The 23,933-nt window shown below is 59.9% G+C and carries 20 protein-coding genes and 1 pseudogene; 7 read left to right on the top strand and 14 right to left on the bottom strand.

The window, feature by feature from the left end:
* Positions 1–7 precede the first annotated feature (7 nt).
* Both ACA058_RS22270 and cobA read left to right on the top strand, forming a co-directional pair.
* On the top strand, positions 8–1,678 hold the full coding sequence (locus ACA058_RS22270; RefSeq protein ID WP_497635927.1) for a bifunctional protein-serine/threonine kinase/phosphatase: 1,671 nt from the start codon (positions 8–10) through the stop codon (positions 1,676–1,678).
* 51 nt (positions 1,679–1,729) lie between these two features.
* Complete coding sequence (gene cobA, locus ACA058_RS22275) at positions 1,730–2,494, top strand: uroporphyrinogen-III C-methyltransferase (protein ID WP_497635928.1); 765 nt, start codon at positions 1,730–1,732, stop codon at positions 2,492–2,494.
* Positions 2,495–2,613: 119 nt separating this feature from the next.
* Here cobA and ACA058_RS22280 read toward each other — a convergent pair whose 3' ends face one another.
* The 8 genes from ACA058_RS22280 to ppsA form a co-directional block, all read right to left on the bottom strand.
* The gene (locus ACA058_RS22280) at positions 2,614–3,645 is read right to left on the bottom strand and encodes an OmpA family protein (RefSeq protein WP_497635929.1); all 1,032 of its coding nucleotides are present in this window, start codon (positions 3,643–3,645) and stop codon (positions 2,614–2,616) included.
* Positions 3,646–3,752: 107 nt separating this feature from the next.
* A complete protein-coding gene (gene sigX, locus ACA058_RS22285; RefSeq protein WP_075949123.1) occupies positions 3,753–4,343 on the bottom strand; it encodes an RNA polymerase sigma factor SigX in 591 nt (196 codons plus the stop codon).
* A gap of 91 nt (positions 4,344–4,434) precedes the next feature.
* Positions 4,435–5,259, bottom strand: a complete 825-nt coding sequence (locus tag ACA058_RS22290) for a mechanosensitive ion channel family protein (RefSeq protein WP_008048604.1) — start codon at positions 5,257–5,259, stop codon at positions 4,435–4,437.
* A gap of 2 nt (positions 5,260–5,261) precedes the next feature.
* Positions 5,262–5,510: a CrfX protein gene (locus ACA058_RS22295; protein WP_207263654.1), complete on the bottom strand. Its 249-nt coding sequence runs from the start codon at positions 5,508–5,510 to the stop codon at positions 5,262–5,264.
* A 63-nt stretch (positions 5,511–5,573) separates the two neighbouring features.
* Positions 5,574–6,569: a divalent cation transporter CmaX gene (cmaX, locus tag ACA058_RS22300; RefSeq protein ID WP_497635932.1), complete on the bottom strand. Its 996-nt coding sequence runs from the start codon at positions 6,567–6,569 to the stop codon at positions 5,574–5,576.
* Positions 6,570–6,603: 34 nt separating this feature from the next.
* Positions 6,604–7,095, bottom strand: a complete 492-nt coding sequence (gene rraA, locus ACA058_RS22305) for a ribonuclease E activity regulator RraA (RefSeq protein ID WP_046053152.1) — start codon at positions 7,093–7,095, stop codon at positions 6,604–6,606.
* A gap of 137 nt (positions 7,096–7,232) precedes the next feature.
* Positions 7,233–8,222, bottom strand: a complete 990-nt coding sequence (locus tag ACA058_RS22310; protein ID WP_497635933.1) for an alpha/beta fold hydrolase — start codon at positions 8,220–8,222, stop codon at positions 7,233–7,235.
* A 204-nt stretch (positions 8,223–8,426) separates the two neighbouring features.
* A complete protein-coding gene (gene ppsA / locus ACA058_RS22315) occupies positions 8,427–10,802 on the bottom strand; it encodes a phosphoenolpyruvate synthase (protein ID WP_497635934.1) in 2,376 nt (791 codons plus the stop codon).
* 174 nt (positions 10,803–10,976) lie between these two features.
* Between ppsA and ppsR the strand changes: the two genes are divergently transcribed.
* Entirely contained in the window at positions 10,977–11,795 is an 819-nt protein-coding gene (ppsR, locus tag ACA058_RS22320) for a posphoenolpyruvate synthetase regulatory kinase/phosphorylase PpsR (protein WP_008061720.1), read from the top strand.
* A 118-nt stretch (positions 11,796–11,913) separates the two neighbouring features.
* Here the strand turns inward: ppsR and prpD are convergent, their stop codons facing one another.
* Entirely contained in the window at positions 11,914–13,398 is a 1,485-nt protein-coding gene (gene prpD, locus ACA058_RS22325) for a 2-methylcitrate dehydratase (RefSeq protein WP_497635935.1), read from the bottom strand.
* On the opposite strand from prpD, the pseudogene ACA058_RS22330 reads away from it, so the two are divergent.
* Positions 13,397–13,528 (top strand): annotated as a pseudogene (locus ACA058_RS22330) (outer membrane lipoprotein carrier protein LolA); the annotation flags it as partial. The gene prpD and the pseudogene ACA058_RS22330 overlap by 2 nt on opposite strands.
* Here ACA058_RS22330 and prpF read toward each other — a convergent pair.
* The 5 genes from prpF to ACA058_RS22355 form a co-directional block, all read right to left on the bottom strand.
* Positions 13,526–14,728 (bottom strand): 2-methylaconitate cis-trans isomerase PrpF, encoded by a 1,203-nt coding sequence (gene prpF / locus ACA058_RS22335; protein ID WP_497635936.1) that lies wholly within the window; start codon positions 14,726–14,728, stop codon positions 13,526–13,528. The pseudogene ACA058_RS22330 and the gene prpF overlap by 3 nt on opposite strands.
* A 65-nt stretch (positions 14,729–14,793) precedes the next feature.
* Complete coding sequence (gene acnD, locus ACA058_RS22340; RefSeq protein ID WP_497635937.1) at positions 14,794–17,388, bottom strand: Fe/S-dependent 2-methylisocitrate dehydratase AcnD; 2,595 nt, start codon at positions 17,386–17,388, stop codon at positions 14,794–14,796.
* A 189-nt stretch (positions 17,389–17,577) separates the two neighbouring features.
* Positions 17,578–18,705 carry a bifunctional 2-methylcitrate synthase/citrate synthase gene (gene prpC / locus ACA058_RS22345; RefSeq protein WP_497635938.1) on the bottom strand — a complete coding sequence of 376 codons (1,128 nt, stop codon included), beginning with the start codon at positions 18,703–18,705 and terminating at the stop codon, positions 17,578–17,580.
* A gap of 174 nt (positions 18,706–18,879) precedes the next feature.
* On the bottom strand, positions 18,880–19,770 hold the full coding sequence (gene prpB / locus ACA058_RS22350; protein WP_008061726.1) for a methylisocitrate lyase: 891 nt from the start codon (positions 19,768–19,770) through the stop codon (positions 18,880–18,882).
* Positions 19,767–20,483 (bottom strand): GntR family transcriptional regulator, encoded by a 717-nt coding sequence (locus tag ACA058_RS22355; protein ID WP_171017110.1) that lies wholly within the window; start codon positions 20,481–20,483, stop codon positions 19,767–19,769. Before ACA058_RS22355 ends, prpB begins: the two co-directional genes overlap by 4 nt.
* A gap of 302 nt (positions 20,484–20,785) precedes the next feature.
* Here ACA058_RS22355 and rloA point away from each other — a divergent pair, with 302 nt between their 5' ends.
* Genes rloA through ACA058_RS22370 form a run of 3 tightly spaced genes read left to right on the top strand, consistent with a single transcriptional unit; the run spans position 20,786 to position 23,849 of the window.
* Positions 20,786–21,322, top strand: coding sequence for a retropepsin-like aspartic peptidase RloA (gene rloA / locus ACA058_RS22360; RefSeq protein WP_497635939.1), 537 nt, complete (start codon positions 20,786–20,788; stop codon positions 21,320–21,322).
* A gap of 5 nt (positions 21,323–21,327) precedes the next feature.
* Positions 21,328–22,863: an osmotic stress tolerance membrane protein RloB gene (rloB, locus tag ACA058_RS22365; RefSeq protein ID WP_497635940.1), complete on the top strand. Its 1,536-nt coding sequence runs from the start codon at positions 21,328–21,330 to the stop codon at positions 22,861–22,863.
* Positions 22,863–23,849, top strand: a complete 987-nt coding sequence (locus tag ACA058_RS22370) for an alpha-L-glutamate ligase-like protein (RefSeq protein WP_497635941.1) — start codon at positions 22,863–22,865, stop codon at positions 23,847–23,849. The genes rloB and ACA058_RS22370 overlap by 1 nt, the downstream gene beginning before the upstream one ends.
* Positions 23,850–23,933: the final 84 nt, after the last annotated feature.

Genomic DNA, 23,933 nt, shown 5'->3' on the forward strand with positions numbered 1-23,933 from the left:
CGCCGTCATGAGCCTGCAACTGAGTTTCGCGCAAGCCAGCGCCATCGGTCCGCGCGAAGAGAATCAGGATGCCTTGCGCCTCGTCACGCCGGCCCCGGCGCTGGCAGCCAGCAAGGGCTACCTGTTCGCCATCGCTGATGGCGTCAGCCAGTGCGCCGACGGTGGCCTGGCGGCTCGCTCGACCTTGCAGGCCTTGGCGCTGGACTACTACGCCACTCCGGAAACCTGGGGGGTTGCCCAGGCGCTGGATCGCTTGCTGCTGGCGCAAAACCGCTGGCTGCAGGCCAACGGCGCAGGCCAGCCGCTGCTGACCACCGTCAGCGCCCTGATCCTGCGCGGCCGGCGTTTTACCTTGGCCCATGTCGGCGATTGCCGGGTGTATCGCTGGCACGCCGAGCAGTTGCAGCGGGTCAGCGAAGATCACGTCTGGGACCAACCGGGCATGCAACATGTACTCAAGCGTGCACTGGGACTGGATCAGCACCTGGTGCTGGACTTTCTCGACGGCGAATTGCGCATCGATGAAAGCTTTGTGCTGCTCAGCGACGGTGTCTGGGCGGTCTTGGGCGACACCGCCATTGCGGCGATCCTGCGGGATCAACCTGACCTGGACAGCGCCGCGCAAACCCTGGTTAACGCCGCGCACCTGGCGGGCAGCCAGGATAACGCCAGCGCACTGCTGGTGCGGGTCGATGCCCTGGGTGAAGCGAATATCGGCGATGCATTGATCCATCTGCAGCAATGGCCGCTGCCCCCGGCACTGAAACCGGGCCAGGTTTTCGAGGGCTGGCAGATTGAAGGCATTCTCGGCCAAAGCCAGCAATCGTTGCTCTATCGGGTACGCGACAGCCAGCAGCAACCCTGGCTGCTGAAAACCTTGCCCGCACGCCTGCATGACGATCATCAGGCCGGGCAAGCGTTGCTGTCCGAAGAATGGTTCCTCAAACGCGTGGCCGGGCGGCACTTTCCCGAAGTGCATGCGGCCAGCCAGCGTCAGCACCTGTACTACGTGATGCGTGAGTATTCGGGTTCGACACTGGCGCAACTGCATGAACAGATCGGCCCCATGCCCCTGGCCCAATGGCAGGACGTGGCTGAACGCCTGCTGCGAGCGGTCGGCATGCTGCATCGACGGCAGATCCTCCATCGCGATATCAAGCCGCAGAACCTGCTGTCAGGGGACGACGGCGAATTGCGCCTGCTGGATTTCGGCCTCGCCTACTGCCCCGGCCTGTCTGAAGATCAACCCAGCACCCTGCCTGGAACCCCCAGCTATATCGCCCCGGAAGCCTTCCGCGGTGATGCACCGACGCCGCAACAGGACCTGTATGCGGTGGGGGTGACTTTGTATTTTCTGCTTACCGGGCATTTTCCCTACGGTGAAATCGAAGCCTTTCAGCGCCCCCGGTTCGGCGTTCCGGTCAGTGCCAGTCGCTACCGCCCCGACCTGCCGGAATGGCTGGCGCAAAGCCTGGAACGCGCGGTTGCTGCAGACCCGGCTCAGCGCTTTGAAACTGCCGAGGAATGGTTGCGGCTGCTGGAACAGGGCGAACGACGCAGTTTAAGCGTACGCCCCAGGCCGTTGCTGGAGCGCGAACCGCTGAAGGTATGGCGGACATTGGCACTGCTGTCGCTGCTGGCGAACCTGGCGTTGCTGTTTCTGGTGTTCCATGGCTGAGCCTGCATTGCCTTTAAAACCGATCATCGTCATTTCGTGAGGAAAAACACTATGAACGCAAAAGTCTGGCTGGTGGGTGCGGGACCCGGTGATCCTGAATTGCTGACCCTCAAGGCGGTGCGCGCATTGAAAGAAGCGGACGTGGTGCTGATTGATGACCTGGTCAATGGCGCGATACTCGAACACTGCCCTGAGGCACGGATCATTGCGGTGGGCAAACGCGGTGGTTGCCGCTCCACGCCGCAAGCGTTCATCCATCGCCTGATGCTGCGTTACGCCCGGCAGGGCAAATGTGTGGTGCGGCTCAAAGGGGGTGACCCGTGCATTTTCGGGCGTGGTGGCGAAGAGGCTCAGTGGTTGCGCGAGCGCGGGGTTGAGGTCGAGCTGGTCAATGGCATCACTGCCGGGCTCGCGGGCGCCACGCAATGCGAAATTCCGCTGACCCTGCGCGGTGTGGCGCGCGGCGTGACACTGGTCACCGCCCATACCCAGGACGGCAGCAGCCTGAACTGGCAGGCACTGGCCCAGGGCGGTACGACCCTGGTGATCTACATGGGTGTGGCCAAACTCAGCGAAATCCGCAAGCAGCTGTTAACCGGCGGGATGGCGGCGGACACGCCGGTGGCGATGATCGAAAACGCTTCACTGCCCCATCAGAGGGAATGCAGGAGCGATCTGACAGCCATGGAGGAAGATGCCTACGCCTTTGAGCTGAAAAGCCCGGCCATATTGGTCATCGGCGCTGTCGCGGCCAGCGAACAGATCAAAAGATCGCAGCCTGCGGCAGCTCCATTGGTCCTGCGCAAATCCCTGTAGGAGCTGCCGCAGGTTCGGGCCGCGTTCGGACGATTTTTTCAAGTCACCACACAATTCCTCAAATCGCAGACAAAGAAAAGCCCGGCCTGAGCCGGGCTTTTCTCGGAGCTACGGGGTAATTACTTACCTTGAGCTTCAACCTGCGCTTCTACGCGACGGTTTACAGCACGGCCAGCGTCAGTAGCGTTGTCAGCAACTGGGCGGGATTCGCCGTAGCCAACAGACTGAACGCGGGACGATTCAACACCGTACTGGTTGGTCAGAACCTGCTTAACGGCGTTTGCACGACGCTCGGACAGTTTCTGGTTGTAAGCGTCAGGACCGACGGAGTCAGTGTGACCTTCAACAGTGGTGCTGGTGGATGGGTACTGCTTCATGAAGTCAGCGAGGTTTTTGATGTCGCCGTAGCTGTTAGGCTTGACTACCGACTTGTCGAAGTCGAATTTCACGTCCAGCTCTACACGAACAACTTCAGCAACTGCTGGGCAGCCATCAGCGTCAACGGTTACGTTGGCTGGGGTATCCGGGCACTTGTCAACGTTGTCGCACACGCCATCGTTGTCGCTGTCGGAGCAGACTTCTGGTGCTGCAACTGGAGCAGGAGCAGGCTTGGAGCCGCCACCGAAGTTCACACCGATACCGACGCTAGGAGCCCACTCAGTGTTGCCCTGGTCGATGTTGTATTGAGCTTCAACGCCGGCACGGGCGTAGAAGTTGTCGGTGAAGTACAGCTTGGCGCCGCCGCCAACGTTGGCGAAGGTGGAACGGTTACGACCGTTCGAACCGTTCTGGTCGATGCTCTGGTCGGAGAAACCGGCCGAGACATACGGACGCACCATGTCGCCTGGGTTGTTGAAGTGGTACAGAGCATCCAGGGCGGTGTCCGCGCCTTTGATGTTCTGGCCAGAGTCGGAACGCACGTTGTGGACTTCGTCGTAAGCCAGACGCAGTTCAACGTCGTCGGTCAGGAAGTAACCAACAGAACCACCGAACAGATTGCCGTCGTTTTTGAAGTTACGGTCGCTGTCATAGTACTCTTTCTTTGCGAAGCCTTCGATTTCAACTGCGCCTTGGCCCTGTGCCAGAGCGCCGATCGAAGTGGCGGCAATAAGAGAACCAATGGCCAAGCCCAAGGTGTTTTTCAGTTTCATCCGTTAAATCCCCATCTGGTGATTGTGAAGCAGTCCCGCAAACCGGGGGACAACTCGGCGGCAAGTCTATCAGAACTTGCCTACACGTAAGAGATATTTGCGCCGAACTAAGTTTCAGCAATGCCTGCAAATTTCTCACGCAATTTATCTAGAGCGCGTTTGTACCGCATCTTTGTTGCGCTCAAGCCCATGTGCATGATGTCTGCGATCTCCTGAAACTCCAGCTCTGCGACAAATCGTAGCACCAGAATTTCGCGGTCAATCGGGTTCACATACACTAACCAGCGATCAAGTCCACCCTTCTCTTCGGGTTTCGGCGCCTTTTCTTCGGACGCTTCCTCGAGGGGGTCAAGACTCAATGCGTCCATCAAGCGACGCTTTCGCCGTTCCTTCCGATACTGCGTAATGCACTCGTTGTACGTGATGCTATATAGCCATGTCTTGAACTTCGATTTGCCCTCGAAGTTCTTCAGGCCGTACAGCACCTTCAACATGACCTCCTGACAGACATCATCAGCGTCGCGATCGTTCCCGAGATACCGTGCACAGACGTTAAATAATGTTCGTTGGTAACGCCGCATCAGTTCTTCATAGGCGCGCGTTACGTGAAACAGCTCGGTATGCGAGCGCGCGACCAACTCCTCATCAGAGAGCTCGCGGGGGTCGTAGCGCATGGATAGCGATTGGGCTTTATTCAAAACAAGTCGTGCCGACAGTCAGGTCAATGTCCGCCGCAGCCAGCATCAGGCGGCATTTTTGCGGCGGCATACATTAGCAGGGTTTGCCGGGTTAGCGGCTACTCACATGCTGCTCGAGGAGGATCCGATTGGAAAGAGAGACTAGCTCACCCTCATCGGTCAGCAATGTAGTTTTAACCGTGCCGATCTCTTCGATCTGCCCTTCGACCTCTCCAACTCGCACTTGTTGCCCAACCTGGTACAACTCACGCACATAGATTCCCGCAAGAATCTGACCGGCAATTTCCCGGCTTCCAAGCCCCATGGCCAGCGCAACCGCCAGACCAACGGTAATCAAAACGATCACGATCACGTGGTTGAGCAGGTCAGTCTTGACCTCCAACTGACTGATCGCGACCGAGATACTGATGATGATCACCAGGCCCTGGGCAATTCTCCCAAGCCCCGAAGCGTAGTCCAGGCCTACGCCTTCTGCCGCACCGCGCACCAGCCCATTAGCCAATTGCGCCAGCAAGACACCCACCAGCAGCACCAGCGCCGCGCCGAATACTTTCGGCAAATACAACGCAAGCATATCCAGCGTAGCTGAAACTCGCTCAAGTCCAAGGGATTCTGCGGCAGAAACCAGAAAAATCAGCAGAACGAACCAATAAACGATTTTACCGATCAGCGTCGAAATGGGCACTTGAAGTCCGGCGCGGGACAACAATTTGGTCAAACCGGTGCCGCCCATCAGGCGATCCAGACCCAGTTTGGCGAGCAATTTGGACAGCAGGGTGTCCAGCAGCTTGGCCACGACAAAACCGAGCAGGAGCACGACCAGTGCGCCGAACAGATTCGGAATGAAGTTCGCAACCTTGGTCCATAACGCAGTCATTGCAGTGACGAGGCTCTGTGTCCAGAGATCAAGTTCCATATTCAATCAGCCTTATCAGCAGTGCGAGCGGTAGGTTTACGTAGACGGGAGACCGGCGTGACATGGGCCGAGCCGTTATTGAGGGCGATCATCAGGGCGGGCAACCAGCGGCCCAGCAGGCTGAACAAATCACCGGCGCCGACCTGGCGATTGGCGGTTTTCAGGACACGCCCCAGGCACGCATCGTCGTCCCGGGTGGACGGTGATGCCTTGAGCATGTCACGCAAAGACTGTTCAAACGGATCGTGCATACGCACCTCTCGTGATGTCTGTGAAAGACGCGGTCAAATTTGCCCGGGTCACATGGCGCACGTTCAAACCCAGCGCAAACGTCGGAATAACCACCACTGCCCGAGCGCCACCGAGATCATCAGCAGGCAGGCGACGAGGAATCCATAGGGGCTTTCTGAAAATGGAATGCCTCCGACGTTGATCCCCAAAAGACCGGCCAGAAAACTCATCGGCAAAAAAATCCCGGTGACGATGCCGAAGCGATACATGGTGCGGTTCATGCGCACGCTCAATCGTCGGTCTTCAGTCTCCAGGACCAGCCCCACGCGCTCCCGCGTTAACTCAAGCTCCTCTAGATAGCGGGTCAGGCTGTTGTTCAATTCGTTCCAATAATCCCCGTCATCCTCTACAAACCAAGGCAATTTGATCCGCGTCAGCTGACCGAAAATGTCCCGCTGCGGAGCGAGAAACCGCTTCAACGCAGCAGCCCGGCGCCGGATCTGTAAAACGGCATCGTGCTCGGGCGTATACCGTTCGTCTGAATCCAGCCTTTCCTCTTCTTCATCGACCACTTCAGAGAGGCATCTCACCAGATCCTGCACCTTGTTGGTGAGGTACTGCGCCATGTAGAGAATGAGTTCGGAGGCGGTTTTCGGCCCCTTGCCCTCCTCGAGTTGCACCAGCAGCTCTTCGGTGGCGCGCAACGGGCGCAAACGCAGGGATATCACCCGCTGGGCGGAGCCAAAGATGCGCACCGACACCATGTCTTCAGGCTCGGCACCCGGATTAAGGTTTACCCCACGCAAAAATAGCAGCAGTTCGCTGTCTGAAAGCTGTAGAAGACGCGGACGGGTGTTTTCTTCCAGCAAGAGGTCGCAGCTGAACTCACTCAGGCCGCTGGACTTGCGCAGCCAGGTCTGGGTCTGCGGGTGACTGCGATCCCAGTGCAGCCACAGGCTTTCGTGGGCCTGCAGCTGCAATTCGTCGAGTTCTGTCCGGGCTATCGAACGCGCACCGCCTTTACCGTCCAGCACCAGGGCATGTACCAGCCCCCACTGCGCGTTTTCTTCCTCGAACATCCGCATTCCATTCTTCAAAAAAGTCGGCCAAAGCTTACTCAGGCATTGCAAGTGGGCTCGGCGAGATGATCACGCCGTTGTTGTCCGCATAGATGTAGTGGCCGGGATGAAAGGTCACGCCGGCGAAGGTCACGGCAACATTCAGGTCGCCAATACCGCGCTTGTCGGTTTTCATCGGGTGGCTGGCCAATGCCTGAACCCCCAGATCGGTTTGCGCGATGACGTCGACGTCACGGATGCAACCGTATATCACCAGCCCTTCCCAGCCGTTTTTCGCGGCTTTCTCGGCGATCATATCGCCCAGCAACGCACGGCGCAGGGAGCCACCACCATCGACTACCAACACTTTGCCATTACCCTTGAGCTCTGCTTGCTCCTTGACCAGCGAGTTGTCTTCGAAGCACTTGATGGTCACGATCTCGCCGCCGAAGGAATCCCGGCCGCCAAAATTGCTGAACATCGGTTCCAGCACCTGCACCAGCTCCGGGTAGGCGTCGCACAGGTCAGGCGTGAGGTAATGGTTCATCGAGAAACTCCTGTAAAGAGGAAGAAAGCACGAACATCACTACTGATTCAGTCACGGAAAATGACCAGAACAGCTCAATGCGTCATATCTTAGCCGCAAGCCGACAAGAGCGAAATGCCCTTGATAGAGCGTCCAGCTTAGATCGCCTTGGCCAAATCCGCTTTATCACCGAGCAACGGCGTGTGCTGATCCGCCAGCCAGCGAGCGACCAACGGCCAGACTTCAGCCTGGGCGGCTTTGCTGACCAACATTTCCACATGACCGAAATTATCGGCAAAACCCTGCTCGCGTCCCAGGTTAATAAATTGCTTGTGCTCGGAACCCACTTGATCAAACAACTTGCGGCAAGCCCAGGCCGGGTCCTGGTGATCGCCTGCGGCGCTCACCGCCAGCACCGGCATCCTGACCTCCGCCAGGCCCGCCCACCAGTCCTTGTCGGCATCGCCAAAGCGCCCGAACAGGCCGTACCAGCGCATGCTTTCCAGGGCCAGGCCGATCGGCTCGTCCTCCGGGCCACGCTTGAGCCGTGAACCGGACAGCTGGGCAAAGCGCTTGAGGAGGAAACGACCGCTCCATTCCACCGGTGGAATCTTCAGCGGCCAGTAGGTGCGGCTGACTTGCGTGCCAAAGAACGCCGCGGACGCGACCACGGGTTCGCCAATGTATTCGCCACCCAGCGCGGCCGCCAGGGTAATGCCGCCCAGCGAATGGCCGATCCAGTGCGGGACCTGGCCGCTTTGCTCGCGCACGAACGCGCCAATGGCTGGCAGATCGTAACGCGCATAGTCGGCAACACGGTTCTTGCGATAATTCTGGTTGCGCTGGGACAGGCCGTGACCGCGCATTTCCGCAATCCAGACATCGAACCCCAGGCGCGTCAGAAAAGCACCCAGGCCCAGCCCCTTGGGGGAGAACCAGAAGCGTCGATTGGAAAAACTGCCGTGCAACAGGATCACCGGCACGCCACGGGATGCCGGTTCATCAGCCATGCCGAGGCGCGTCACCGCCAGTTCTACGGTGCCGTCGGGGCTGTTACCGGGTTTCAACCGGTAGACATCTTCGCTCAGATCGCCGCGCCGCTCGGCGCTGATCAGGGCGACAGGAAAAAGGTCGCTGCTGCTTTGCATAATCTCTTGCACAAAAAAGGGCGGCATCCAGGTGGAGCCCGCCCTACTTGGATCTCAAAACGGGCCAACCCATCCCTGTAGGAGCGAGCATGCTCGCGAAAAACTTCAAGACACCATGTTCATCCAGGACAAACGCGTTATCGTTGACGTCCATCGCGAGCATGCTCGCTCCTACAAAGGCATGTGAGCGGCCCGTTCACACCATCAAGCCTGCGCCTGACCCTCAGCCAGGAAGAACCAGGTTTCCAGTACGGAATCGGGGTTCAACGAAACGCTTTCGATGCCCTGCTCCATCAGCCACTTGGCCAGGTCCGGGTGGTCCGAAGGGCCCTGGCCGCAGATGCCGATGTACTTGCCAGCCTTGTTGCAGGCGGCAATGGCGTTGGCCAGCAGCTTCTTGACCGCCGGGTTACGCTCGTCGAACAGGTGCGCGATGATCCCGGAGTCACGGTCCAGGCCCAGGGTCAGCTGGGTCAGGTCGTTGGAGCCGATGGAGAAACCGTCGAAGAATTCGAGGAACTCTTCAGCCAGGATCGCGTTGGACGGCAGTTCGCACATCATGATAATGCGAAGGCCATTTTCGCCGCGCTTCAGACCGTTCTCTGCTAACAGGTCGATGACCTGGCTGGCTTCGCCCAGGGTACGGACGAACGGCACCATGATTTCGACATTGGTCAGGCCCATCTCGTTGCGCACGCGCTTGAGGGCGCGGCACTCGAGCTCGAAGCAGTCGCGGAACGACTCGCTGATGTAACGCGAGGCGCCACGGAAGCCCAGCATCGGGTTTTCTTCTTCCGGCTCGTAGAGCTTGCCGCCGATCAGGTTGGCGTATTCGTTGGACTTGAAGTCCGACAAACGCACGATGACCTTTTTCGGAGTGAACGCAGCAGCGAGGGTGCTGATGCCTTCGACCAATTTGTCGACATAGAAGCCAACCGGATCGTCGTAACCGGCGATACGCTTGTCGACGCTGTCCTTGATGTCCTGTGGCAGGCCGTCGTAGTTCAACAGCGCTTTCGGGTGAACACCGATCATGCGATTGATGATGAACTCCAGGCGGGCCAGGCCCACACCGGCGTTCGGCAGCTGTGCGAAGTCGAAGGCGCGGTCCGGGTTGCCGACGTTCATCATGATCTTGAACGGCAGATCCGGCATGGCATCCACGGAGTTCTTCTTGATGTCGAAGCCCAGTTCGCCTTCGAAGATGAAACCGGTGTCGCCTTCAGCGCAGGAAACGGTCACGCCCTGGCCGTCTTTCAACAACTGGGTGGCGTTGCCGCAACCGACTACCGCCGGGATACCCAGTTCACGGGCAATGATCGCCGCGTGGCAGGTACGGCCACCACGGTTGGTGACGATGGCGCTGGCGCGCTTCATGACCGGTTCCCAGTCCGGGTCGGTCATGTCGGACACCAGTACGTCGCCTGGCTGGACCTTGTCCATCTCGGACACGTCCTTGATGATGCGGACCTTGCCGGCGCCGATGCGCTGGCCAATGGCACGGCCTTCCACCAGCACGGTGCCGGTTTCTTTCAACAGGTAACGTTCCATGACGTTGGCCTGGGTACGGCTCTTCACGGTTTCCGGACGGGCCTGCACGATGTACAGCTTGCCGTCGTCACCGTCCTTGGCCCATTCGATGTCCATCGGGCACTGGTAGTGCTTCTCGATAATCATCGCCTGCTTGGCCAGCTCGCTGACTTCGGCGTCGGTCAGGCAGAAACGCGCGCGGTCGGCCTTGTCGACGTCGACGGTCTTGACCGAACGACCGGCCTTGGCCTCGTCGCCGTAGATCATCTTGATGGCCTTGCTGCCCAGGTTGCGGCGCAGGATCGCCGGGCGACCGGCTTCCAGCGTACCTTTGTGGACATAGAATTCATCCGGGTTCACCGCGCCCTGCACGACGGTTTCACCCAGGCCGTAGGCGCCGGTGATGAACACCACGTCACGGAAGCCCGATTCGGTATCGAGGGTGAACATCACGCCGGCGGTGCCGGTTTCGGAGCGGACCATGCGTTGTACGCCGGCCGACAGGGCTACCAACTTGTGGTCGAAGCCCTGATGCACGCGGTAGGAAATCGCGCGATCGTTGAAAAGGGAGGCAAACACTTCCTTGGCGGCGCGAATGACGTTCTCGACACCACGGATGTTCAGGAAAGTTTCCTGCTGACCGGCGAAAGAAGCGTCCGGCAAGTCTTCGGCGGTGGCGGAAGAACGCACGGCCACGGCCACGTCGGGGTTGCCGGCGGACAGCGCAGCGAACGCGGTGCGGATTTCGGCGTTGAGCTTCTCGGGGAACTCGGCTTCCATGATCCATTGACGGATCTGGGCACCGGTCTTGGCCAGGGCGTTGACATCGTCGACGTCCAGGGCGTCGAGGGCAGCATGGATCTGATCGTTCAGGCCGCTCAGTTCCAGGAAGTCGCGATAAGCCTGAGCGGTCGTGGCGAAGCCACCGGGTACCGATACACCGGCACCTGCAAGGTTGCTGATCATCTCGCCCAGGGATGCGTTCTTGCCCCCCACATGCTCAACATCGTGTTTGCCGAGCTTATCGAGGGAAACTACGTACTCTACCAAGGTGATCTCTCCACTAACTGTGTTGGAAAAGCTCAGAAACCGGCTGCTCAGGGGAGCGTTTGCCAGTTGTATGGCCTGGACCTGGAAAATAAGTGAGAATGCGGGCCATTGGCGGCCGGCAAATCGCGCCTATCATATCCAAGAATGATCATTAGCTTAAGGCCCAAGGTGCAAATGAAACGATCTGCTTTCTTTATCTCCGATGGCACCGGCATTACTGCCGAAACCCTGGGTCAAAGCCTCCTGGCGCAGTTCGAAAACATTACCTTCAGCAAATTCACGCGGCCGTACATCGACAGCGTGGATAAAGCGCGAGCCATGGTACAACAAATCAACAAAGCCGCCGAAACCGACGGTTTCCGTCCGATTATCTTCGATACCATCGTCAATCAGGACATTCGTGAGATCCTCGCGACTTCCAATGGTTTCATGATCGACATTTTCTCGACCTTCCTGGCGCCGCTTGAACAGGAACTGACCGAGCATTCTTCCTATACCGTGGGCAAATCCCACTCCATCGGTGCCAACACCAATTACATGGAGCGTATCGAGGCGGTGAACTTCGCCCTCGACAACGACGACGGTGCCCGCACGCATTACTACGACAAGGCCGACCTGATCCTGGTCGGCGTATCGCGCTGCGGCAAGACCCCGACCTGCCTGTACATGGCCATGCAATTCGGCATCCGCGCGGCCAATTACCCGCTGACCGAAGACGACATGGAGCGCCTGCAACTGCCCAGCGCCCTGCGCGCCCACCAGCACAAGCTGTTCGGCCTGACCATCGACCCGGACCGCCTGACCGCGATCCGCAACGAGCGCAAGCCCAACAGCCGCTATTCGAGCTACGCCCAGTGCGAGTTCGAAGTGCGCGAGGTGGAAAACCTGTTTCGCCGCGAGAACATTCCGAATATCAATTCCACGCATTTTTCCGTGGAGGAGATCTCCGCGAAGATTCTTGTCGAAAAAGGTGTAGAGCGGCGTTTCAAGTAGCCCTCTATTGCCTGTTCTGGCCTCATCGCTAGCAGGCTAGCTCCCACATTTGATCTGCGGTGAACAAAAATCAACTGTGGGAGCTAGCCTGCTGGCGATTGAACGATAACGCGGTCTCTCAGATTACAAACAAATCCACAAACCGGTTCACCGCTGTCGCCTCTAACTTTTCCTGATCCTTGCACAACGCAAAAATCTCCTCGCTACGCTGACCAGTGAATCGTGTCAGCAGGTTCGCCCTGAACTTGTCCTCCAGCAACGGAATGCCATCGGCACGGCGCCGACGATGACCGATCGGGTACTCCACCACCACGTTCTCGGTGCTGGAGCCGTCCTTGAAAAACACCTGAATGGCATTGGCGATCGAGCGCTTGTCGGCTTCCAGGTATTCACGGGTGTAATCCGGGTTTTCGACAATGACCATCTTGTCGCGCAGCACATCGATGATCGGATGCGCCTTGTGAAAAACATCTTCGTAGTACTCGGCCACCAGATTGCCGAAGGCCAGTGGCACCGCTGTCATGTACTGAATACAGTGATCGCGGTCGGCGGCATTGGCCAGCGGACCGACCTTGGAAATGATGCGGATCGCCGATTGATGGGTGGTGATGACGATCCGGGCGATTTCGTGCAGGCGATTGCGCACTTGCGGGTGCAGGGTCACCGCTGCTTCACAGGCCGTTTGCGCGTGGAATTCGGCGGGAAAACTGATCTTGAACAGCACGTTTTCCATCACATAACTGCCGTATGGCCGCGAGAAACTGAACCCGCGCTTGTCTTCAGGCTTGAGCGACAGGTCGTTGTTGGTGTGGCTGAACAGCACGTCGTAGAAGCCCCATTGTTTGGCACTCAACACACCGGGAATGCCCATCTCGCCACGCATGGCGATGTCCGCCAGGCGCACACCACGACTGGACGCATCGCCCGCCGCCCAGGATTTGCGCGACCCGGCATTCGGGGCATGACGGTAGGTGCGCAATGCCTGGCCGTCAGCGAACGCATGGGACAATGCCGACAACAACTGCTCACGGTTGGCGCCCATCAACTTGGCGGTGACCGCGGTCGACGCCACTTTCACCAGAATGACGTGATCGAGGCCGACGCGATTGAACGAGTTTTCCAGCGCAATCACGCCCTGAATCTCATGGGCGATGATCATCGCTTCAAGCACCGTGCGAACGGTCAGCGGCGCCTCGCCATTGGCCAGGCGCTTTTGCGACAGGTGATCGGCCACCGCGAGAATACCACCGAGGTTATCCGACGGATGACCCCACTCGGCCGCGAGCCAGGTGTCGTTGTAGTCGAGCCAGCGCACGATGCAACCGATATCCCAAGCGGCCTTGACCGGATCGAGTCGATAACTGGTGCCTGGTACCCGGGCGCCGAACGGCACGACGGTACCTTCGACCACAGGTCCCAGATGCTTGGTGCACTCGGGAAAACGCAGGGCCAGCAAGCCACAGCCGAGGGTATCGATCAGGCAGTTGCGGGCGGTATCCAAGGCTTCCTGGGATTCGATTTTGTAGTTCAGGACATAATCGGCAATGTCCTGCAGGACCTGGTCGTAGTCGGGGCGGTTGTTGAGGTCGACGTTGGCGCTCATGTTCGATTCACCTGTAGGAGCGAGCTTGCTCGCGATGGTCGTTAATGATAACGCTGGGGGCCTGACACCCCGTGGTGGTCTCAGGCCCATCGCGAGCAAGCTCGCTCCCACAGGGTTTTGGGTGATTTTAGAAAGAATCGCCCGGCACGCGGACAAACCCTTCCATCAACACCCGCGCACTACGGCTCATGATGGCCTTGTTCACGGTCCAATCGCCGTTCACCTGGCTGGCTTCAGCGCCCACGCGCAAGGTGCCCGACGGATGCCCGAAGCGCACCGCGTTGCGTTCTACACCGCCCGCCGCGAGGTTTACCAATGTGCCGGAGATCGCCGCTGCCGTGCCAATGGCCACCGCAGCGGTGCCCATCATCGCGTGGTGCAGCTTGCCCATGGACAGCGCGCGCACCAGCAGGTCGACATCGCCCGCCGCAACCGCTTTGCCGCTGGACGACACGTAATCCGCCGGCTTGGCGACGAACGCCACCTTCGGCGTGTGCTGCCGTTTGGCCGCTTCGTCGATGTTGGAAATCAGGCCCATGCGCAGTGCACCGTAGGCACGGATAGTTTCGAACATCAGCAATGCTTTCGGATCGCCGTTGATCGCGCCTTGCAACTCGGTACCTTTGTAGCCGATGTCTTCGGCATTGACGAAGATGGTCGGGATGCCAGCGTTGATCATCGTTGCCTTGAAGGTCCCGACGCCAGGCACTTCCAGGTCATCCACCAGGTTGCCGGTAGGGAACATCGAACCGCCACCGCCCTCTTCTTCCGCTGCCGGATCGAGGAACTCGACCTGCACTTCCGCCGCCGGGAAGGTCACACCGTCGAGTTCGAAATCGCCGGTTTCCTGTACTTCGCCGTTGGTGATCGGCACGTGGGCGATGATGGCCTTGCCGATGTTGGCCTGCCATATGCGCACCACGGCAATGCCGTTGTGCGGGATGCGGCTGGCGTCCACCAGGCCGTTGCTGATGGCGAACGAACCGACCGCCGCGGTCAGGTTGCCGCAGTTGCCGCTCCAGTCGACGAACGGCTTGTCGATCGACACCTGACCGAACAGGTAGTCGACGTCGTGATCGGCCTTGATGCTTTTCGACAGGATCACGGTTTTGCTGGTGCTGGACGTCGCGCCGCCCATGCCGTCGATTTGCTTGTCGTACGGGTCGGGGCTGCCGATCACGCGAAGCAACAGTGCGTCGCGGGCCGGGCCTGGAATCTGGGCTGCTTCAGGCAGATCCTGCAGGCTGAAGAACACGCCTTTGCTGGTGCCGCCGCGCATGTAAGTAGCGGGTATCCTTATTTGCTTTGGAAAAATAGCTGCGTGAACCATGGTGTTCCTACTCCTTAGCTGGAAACAGACACGGGACTCAAAGTCCCGTGTCCGTGCTGCGTGTATTAGACGGCAACCGCCGATTCTTCGAGGAAGTCCTGGGCGAAGCGTTGCAGCACGCCGCCCGCCTCGTAGATCGACACTTCTTCAGCGGTGTCGAGGCGGCAGGTCACCGGCACATCGACGCGCTCGCCATTCTTGCGATGGATCACCAGCGTCAGGTCGGCGCGCGGTGTGCGATCGCCGATCACGTCGTAGGTTTCACTGCCGTCGATGCCCAGGGTGTGGCGGTTGGTGCCCGGTTTGAACTCCAGCGGCAACACGCCCATGCCCACCAGGTTGGTGCGGTGAATGCGCTCGAAACCTTCGGCGGCAATCGCTTCCACACCCGCCAGACGCACGCCCTTCGCTGCCCAGTCGCGGGACGAACCCTGACCGTAGTCGGCACCTGCGATGATGATCAGCGGCTGTTTGCGATCCATGTAGGTCTCGATGGCTTCCCACATGCGCATCACTTTACCTTCCGGCTCGACACGGGCCAGGGAGCCCTGCTTGACCTGGCCGTTTTCCAGAACCATTTCGTTGAACAGTTTCGGGTTGGCGAAGGTCGCGCGCTGCGCGGTCAAATGGTCGCCCCTATGAGTCGCGTAGGAGTTGAAGTCCTCTTCCGGCAGGCCCATTTTCGCCAGGTATTCGCCGGCGGCGCTGTCGAGCATGATGGCGTTCGATGGCGACAGGTGGTCGGTGGTGATGTTGTCCGGCAGCACCGCCAGCGGGCGCATACCCTTGAGCGGACGCGCGCCGGCCAGTGCGCCTTCCCAGTACGGCGGACGGCGGATGTAGGTGCTCATCTCGCGCCAGTCGTACAGCGGCGCGACCTTTGGACCGGTGTCTTCATGGATGGCGAACATCGGGATGTAGACCTGGCGGAACTGCTCAGGCTTGACCGAAGCTTTCACCACTGCATCAATTTCTTCGTCGCTCGGCCAGATGTCTTTCAGGCGGATTTCCTTGCCGTCGACCACACCCAGCACATCTTTTTCGATGTCGAAACGGATGGTCCCGGCGATGGCGTATGCGACCACCAGTGGCGGCGAGGCGAGGAACGCCTGCTTGGCGTACGGGTGAATCCGCCCGTCGAAGTTGCGGTTACCGGACAACACGGCGGTGGCGTACAGGTCACGGTCGATGATTTCCTGCTGGATCACCGGATCCAGAGCGCCGGACATGCCGTTGCAGGTGGTGCAGGCGAAGGCCACGACGCCGAAACCGAGTTGCTCCAGCTCATCGGTCAGGCCAGCTTCATCCAGGTACAGCGCGACAGTTTTCGAGCCCGGTGCCAGGGACGATTTGACCCACGGCTTGCGGGTCAGGCCGAGCTTGTTGGCGTTGCGCGCCAGCAGGCCAGCGGCGATCACGTTGCGCGGGTTGCTGGTGTTGGTGCAGCTGGTGATGGCGGCGATGATCACCGCGCCGTCCGGCATTTGCCCCGGCACATCGTCCCACTGGCCGGAAATGCCTTTGGCGGCCAGATCCGCAACCGCCACACGGGCGTGCGGGTTGCTCGGGCCGGCCATGTTGCGCACCACCGAGGACAGATCGAAGGTCAGGCCGCGCTCGTATTGCGCGCCTTTCAAACTGTCGGCCCACAGGCCCGTGGTCTTGGCGTAGTTCTCGACCAGCTGCACTTGCTCGTCTTCACGGCCAGTGAGCTTGAGGTAGTCGATGGTTTGCTGGTCGATGTAGAACATCGCCGCGGTGGCGCCGTACTCCGGGGCCATGTTGGAAATGGTCGCGCGGTCACCCAGGGTCAGGGCCGCTGCGCCTTCGCCGAAGAACTCCAGCCATGCACCGACGACTTTTTGCTTGCGCAGGAACTCGGTCAGCGCCAGCACCATGTCGGTGGCGGTGATGCCTGGTTGCAGCTTGCCGGTGAGCTCGACGCCGACGCTTTCCGGCAGACGCATCCACGATGCGCGGCCAAGCATCACGCTTTCGGCTTCCAGGCCACCGACACCGATGGCGATCACGCCCAGCGCATCGACGTGCGGGGTGTGGCTGTCGGTGCCGACGCAGGTATCAGGGAACGCCACGCCGTCGCGCACCTGGATCACCGGAGACATTTTCTCCAGGTTGATCTGGTGCATGATGCCGTTGCCCGGCGGGATCACGTCGACGTTCTTGAACGCCTTCTTGGTCCAGTTGATGAAGTGGAAACGGTCTTCGTTGCGACGGTCTTCGATAGCGCGGTTCTTCTCGAACGCCTCAGGATCGAAGCCACCACGCTCGACGGCCAGGGAGTGGTCGACGATCAGTTGCGTCGGCACCACCGGGTTCACTTGCGCCGGGTCGCCGCCTTGCAGGGCGATGGCGTCACGCAGGCCGGCGAGGTCCACCAGCGCGGTCTGGCCAAGAATGTCGTGGCACACCACACGGGCCGGGAACCATGGGAAATCGAGATCGCGTTTGCGCTCGATGAATTGCTTCAGGGATTCGGTCAGCGTGGCCGGGTCGCAGCGACGCACCAGGTTTTCCGCCAGCACGCGGGAGGTGTACGGCAGGGTGTCATAGGCGCCGGGCTGGATGGCCTCGACCGCCGCGCGGACGTCGAAGTAATCCAGGTGGCTGCCGGGCAGCGATTTACGGAATTCTGTGTTCATCGGTCAGGACTCGGGTCACGGTAGTTTCAAAAGGTGGGGCCTGGCACCGGGCTCGAACTCAAACAAATCCCTGTAGGAGCAAAGCTTGCTCGCGATAGCGGTGTAACAGTCGACATTATTGTTGAATGTCAGTCCGTCATCGCGAGCAAGCTCGGCTCCTACAGGTTCCCGGTTAGCCGCCCCCACCATTCAGCGTTGTTCGATTGGCACGAACTTGCGCTGTTCGACGCCGGTGTACTCGGCGCTTGGGCGGATGATGCGGTTGTTGGCACGCTGTTCGTACACGTGGGCCGCCCAGCCGGTCAGGCGCGAGCAGACGAAGATCGGTGTGAACAACTTGGTCGGGATGCCCATGAAGTGGTACGCGGAGGCATGGTAGAAGTCGGCGTTCGGGAACAACTTCTTCTGCTCCCACATGGTCTTGTCGATGGCTTCGGAGACAGGGAACAACACCTTGTCGCCCACTTCGTCGGCGAGTTTTTTCGACCAGCCCTTGATCACCTCGTTGCGCGGATCATTGTCCTTATAGATCGCGTGGCCGAAGCCCATGATCTTGTCCTTGCGCTCGAGCATGCCGAGGGTGCCTTTGATCGCGTCTTCCGGCGAGCTGAAGCGTTCGATCATTTCCATCGCCGCTTCGTTGGCGCCGCCGTGCAGCGGACCGCGCAGCGAGCCGATGGCCGCGGTGATGCAGGAATACAGATCGGACAGGGTCGATGCACACACGCGCGCGGTGAAGGTCGAGGCGTTGAATTCGTGCTCCGCGTAGAGAATCAGCGAAACGTTCATCACCTTGACGTGCAACTCGCTCGGCTTCTTGCCGTGCAGCAGGTGCAGGAAGTGACCACCGATGGACTGCTCGTCACTCACGCAATCGATGCGCTTGCCTTCGTGGCTGAAGTGATACCAGTACGTCATGATCGCCGGGAACGCGGCCAGCAGCCGGTCGGTCTTGTCGTGCTGCTCGGAGAAGTCGTTCTCCGGTTCCAGGTTGCCCAGGAACGAGCAACCGCTGCGCATCACGTCCATCGGGTGGGCGTCGGCGGGGATGCGTTCCAGCACTTCTTTCAGCGCTTGCGGCAGGTCACGCAGCTTGCTCAGTTTGGTGATGTAAGCCGCCAGTTGTGCCTTGGTCGGCAGTTCGCCGTACAGCAGCAGGTATGCGACTTCTTCAAATTGTGCGTCAGCCGCCAGTTCGCGGACGTCGTAGCCACGATAGGTCAGACCGGCACCCGACTGGCCCACGGTGGACAATGCGGTTTGCCCGGCTACCTGGCCACGGAGCCCGGCGCCACTGAGTACTTTTGCTTCGGCCATTTTTTGTCTCCAGCATTCTTGAATTTGTTAGGGAAACTTCCTTCCTGTAGGAGCGAGCATGCTCGCGATGGTGGACGCTACACCACGGGGTAACTGGCTTCCCGCGTTATCGTTGACGTCCATCGTCGGAGCGCCGCCCGGAGCATGCTCGCTCCTACAGTGACAGGGTGTTGATTATTTCTTCGCGGCGAACAACGCATCGAGCTTCTGCTCGAAGGTGTGGTAGTCGATGCGATCGTAAAGCTCCATGCGCGTCTGCATGGTGTCGATGACGTTCTGTTGCGTACCGTCGCGGCGGATTGCGGTGTAGACATTTTCCGCGGCCTTGTTCATGGCGCGGAAGGCCGACAGCGGGTACAGCACCAGCGACACGTCGGCAGCGGCGAGTTGTTCGGTGGTGTACAGCGGCGTCGCGCCGAATTCGGTGATGTTGGCCAGGATCGGCGCTTTCACGCGGCTGGCGAACAGTTTGTACATCTCAAGTTCAGTGATGGCTTCCGGGAACACCATGTCGGCGCCGGCCTCGATGCATGCGGCAGCACGATCCAGTGCCGATTCCAGGCCTTCCACCGCCAGGGCGTCGGTACGGGCCATGATCACGAAGCTGTCATCGGTACGGGCATCGACCGCCGCCTTGATGCGATCGACCATTTCCTGCTGGGTCACGATTTCTTTATTAGGACGGTGACCGCAACGCTTGGCGCCGACCTGGTCTTCGATGTGAATCGCCGCCGCGCCGAACTTGATCATCGACTTCACGGTACGGGCGACGTTGAAGGCCGAGGAACCGAAACCGGTGTCCACGTCCACCAGCAGCGGCAGGTCGCAGACGTCGGTGATGCGGCGCACGTCGGTCAGCACGTCATCCAGGCCGGTGATGCCCAGGTCCGGTACGCCGAGGGAGCCAGCAGCCACCCCGCCACCGGACAGGTAGATCGCCTTGAAACCGGCGCGCTTGGCCAGCAATGCGTGGTTGGCGTTGATCGCACCGACCACTTGCAATGGATGCTCGCTGGCGACCGCATCGCGGAAACGCTGGCCTGGTGTGCTCTTGTTCAAACTCATGACTCACCTCGTTTGGCTGTCGGGTTAGCGCCGTCCTGGTAATGACGGGCGATGTTGCGTTTGGAGGCGCCGATGTGACGGCGCATCAACAACTCGGCCAGTTCACCGTCACGGTCGGCGATGGCATCGAGAATTCGGTGGTGCTCGGCAAAGGCCTGGTGCGGGCGATTGGGCGTGGTGGAAAACTGGATGCGATACATGCGCACCAATTGATAGAGCTCGCCGCAGAGCATTTGCGTCAGGGTGCGGTTGCCGCTGCCCTGGATAATCCGGTAGTGGAAGTCGAAATCGCCTTCCTGCTGGTAGTAGCCTCGGCCAGCCTGGAAAGCCTCGTCGCGCTCGTGGGTTTCAAGGACCCGGCGCAGCTCATCGATTTCCTCGACGCTCATGCGCTCGGCGGCCAGGCGACAGGCCATGCCTTCGAGGGATTCGCGGATCTCGTAGAGTTCCAACAGCTCGGCATGGTTGAGCGACACCACCCGCGCACCGACGTGCGGCACGCGCACCAGCAGGCGCTGGCCTTCCAGGCGGTGGATGGCTTCGCGCAACGGGCCACGGCTGATGCCGTAGGTACGGGCCAGCTCGGGTTCGGAGATTTTGCTGCCCGGGGCGATCTCACCCTTGACGATGGCCGCCTGAATGCGCCGGAAGACGTTTTCGGAAAGCGTTTCCGAGTCATCCTGAACGGTAAGCGGGGGATCCAGTTGATCCAGCATATTGTCGACACCTTGAAAGCCAGTGCGGCAAAAACTAACCAAAACAGCCGCTCACGTCAAAGGATAATTAGATATTGTCGACAATCGTCTAATAACCGCTTGGACCATAACCAAGCAGAACCCTTTGCTTGTAGCCGCCCGGCAGCGCTGGCGCCCTCAACCCACCGTGCTAGAATGCCGCCCGCATTTGTTTGTCACATCTGCACTGTCTGTCATAAATAACTGATAGGCATACGAGGAGCTTGCGCAGCGATGCCAGGGTCTTGAATCAAAGAACAGACCGCTGCGCACCAGGATTTATGAGACTCAAGCCCTTCCCGATTGTCCTTTTTCTTCTTTGCCTGCCCGGTTTCGCCGCCGCAGGGGAAAAGACCGTGTACGGCCTCAATGAATACGCATCGTTGGGCGGCATCGACCTCGAAGTGGCCGCCAAACTCGATACCGGGGCGAAAACCGCGTCCCTGAGTGCCCGCGACATCAAGCGTTTCAAACGCAATGGCGAGTCCTGGGTGCGCTTTTACCTGGCCATCGACGCCGCCCATTCGCACCCGATCGAACGACCGCTGGCCCGTGTCAGCAAGATCAAGCGCCGGGCCGGTGACTACGACCCGGAAGAGGGCAAAAAGTACACCGCCCGTCCGGTGATCGAGCTGGATATATGCATGGGTTCGGCTTTACGCAGCATCGAAGTGAACCTGACCGACCGTAGCGCGTTCCAATATCCGCTCTTGATCGGCTCCGAAGCGCTCAAACGCTTCGATGCGCTGGTCGACCCCAGTCTTAAATACGCTGCCGGCAAACCCGCCTGCGCCACCGACGCTCATACCGCCGAGTAATTTAAATGCGCTCTCTTACCCTTCATCTGAAAATGCTGATCGCCATCCTGGTGGTGTTGGGCATTTCAGTCACGGCCTACCAGATCTTCGTACTCGGCATTCCCGTGACGGAAGACGCCACCGACGACTTGTGGAACATCGACGCCAAAGTCGAGTTCGTCGCCAGTGCCAAGGATCCGGTCAAGATCCAGATGTTCGTGCCACCGTTGAGCCGCGATTACGTGAGCCTCAACGAAAGCTTCATCTCCAATAACTACGGCGTGGCCGTGAACCGTGTCGACGGCAACCGTAAGGTCACCTGGTCGGCGCGCCGGGCCAAAGGCAACCAGACCCTTTATTACCGACTGGTGCTGACCAAGCGCTACACCGCCGAAAAAGCCAAGATCAAAGGTCCGACCTTCCGCGACAGCATTGCCGTGGAAGGCCCTGAGAAACTCGCCGCCGAAGCGCTGCTGGCGCCGATTCGCCAGCACTCGGCCGACGTCGAGACCTTCATCAGCGAAGCGATCAAGCGGGTCAACAACAGCAACGACGAGAATGCCAAGATGCTCCTGGCCGGCGACCCGACACCGGCCCACAAGGCGAAGATCGTCGAACTGCTGCTGTCCATCGCCCACGTCCCGGTGGAAAAGGTCCATACCATTCGCCTGGTGGCCGACCAGCCACAAACCCCGGAACTCTGGCTGCGCAGCTTCAACGGCACCGACTGGCTGTACTTCAACCCGGAAACCGGCGAACAGGGCCTGCCGACCGACCGCCTGCTGTGGTGGACGGGCGATGAAAACCTGATCACCGTCGATGGCGGCAAGAAGGCCACTGTGACCTTCAGCATGAACAACAGCGAAATGAACGCCATTCGCCTGGCCAAGCTGACCGACGAAAACACCGACGCCAACTTCCTCGAATACTCGCTGTACGGCCTGCCACTGCAAACCCAGCAGACCTTCATGATCATGGTGATGATCCCGATCGGCGTACTGGTAATCCTGATCCTGCGCAACCTGATCGGCCTGCAGACCCTCGGCACCTTTACCCCGGTACTGATCGCCCTGGCCTTCCGCGAGACCCAGCTCGGCTTCGGTATCGTGCTGTTTACCATCATCACGGCGCTGGGGCTGTCGCTGCGCTCTTACCTTGAACACCTGAAACTGCAGATGCTGCCGAGGCTGTCGGTGGTGTTGACGTTCGTGGTGGTGTTGATCGCGGCCATCAGCCTGTTCAGCCACAAGCTCGGCCTGGAGCGCGGACTGTCGGTGGCGTTGTTCCCGATGGTGATCCTGACCATGACCATCGAACGCCTGTCGATCACCTGGGAAGAACGCGGTGCCAGCCATGCCATGAAAGTGGCGATCGGCACCTTGTTCGCGGCCTCCCTGGCACACCTGATCATGAGCGTGCCGGAACTGGTGTACTTCGTGTTCACCTTCCCGGCGATCCTGCTGATCCTGGTGGGCTTCATGCTGGCCATGGGTCGCTATCGCGGCTACCGCCTGACCGAGCTGGTGCGCTTCAAGGCCTTCCTGAAGAAGGCTGACGCCTGATGTTCGGCTTCTGGAAGACCTGGAAAGCCCTGGAGGCCCGGGGCATCATGGGCATCAACCGGCGTAACGCGGACTACGTGCTCAAGTACAACAAGCGCAGCCTGTACCCGATCGTCGATGACAAGATCATCACCAAGGAACGCGCGATTGCCGCCGGCATCCATGTGCCGCAGCTGTATGGGGTGATCTCCACCGAAAAGGAAATCGACAAGCTCGGCGAGATCATCGACGGGCACAACGACTTCGTGATCAAGCCGGCCCAGGGCGCTGGCGGCGACGGCATCATTGTCATCGCCGACCGCTTCGAGGGCCGCTATCGCACGGTGTCCGGCAAGATCATCGGCCACGAAGAGCTCGAACACCATATCTCCAGCATCCTCACCGGCCTGTATTCCCTCGGCGGGCATCGCGACCGTGCACTGATCGAATACCGGGTGATCCCGGACCAGATCTTCAAGAGCATCAGCTATGAAGGCGTGCCGGACATCCGCATCATTGTGTTGATGGGGTATCCGGTCATGGCCATGCTGCGCTTGCCCACCCGTCAGTCGGGCGGCAAGGCCAACCTGCACCAGGGCGCCATCGGCGTCGGTGTCGACCTGGCCACCGGCCTGACCCTGCGCGGCACCTGGTTGAACAACATCATCACCAAGCACCCGGACACCACCAACGCGGTGGATGGCGTGCAACTGCCCTACTGGGACGGCTTCATGAAACTCGCCGCGGGTTGCTACGAGCTGTGCGGGCTGGGCTACATCGGTGTCGACATGGTGCTGGACCAGGAGAAAGGCCCACTGATCCTCGAGCTCAACGCCCGACCCGGCTTGAACATCCAGATTGCCAATGATTGCGGCCTGACCTTGCGCACCCATGCGGTCGAGGCGCGACTGGAGGATTTGAAGGCACGCGGCGTCAGCGAAACCGTCGAAGAGCGGGTGGCGTTCGTGCAGGAGATGTTTGGGCATATTCCGCCGGTTGAGGGTTGATCCCTTCCTGTAGGAGCGAGCCTGCTCCGGGCGGCGTTCCGACGATGGACGTCAACGAGTACGCGGGCTTTCTGGATACCCGCG

The sequence above is a fragment of the Pseudomonas sp. LBUM1649 genome, from assembly GCF_059716155.1.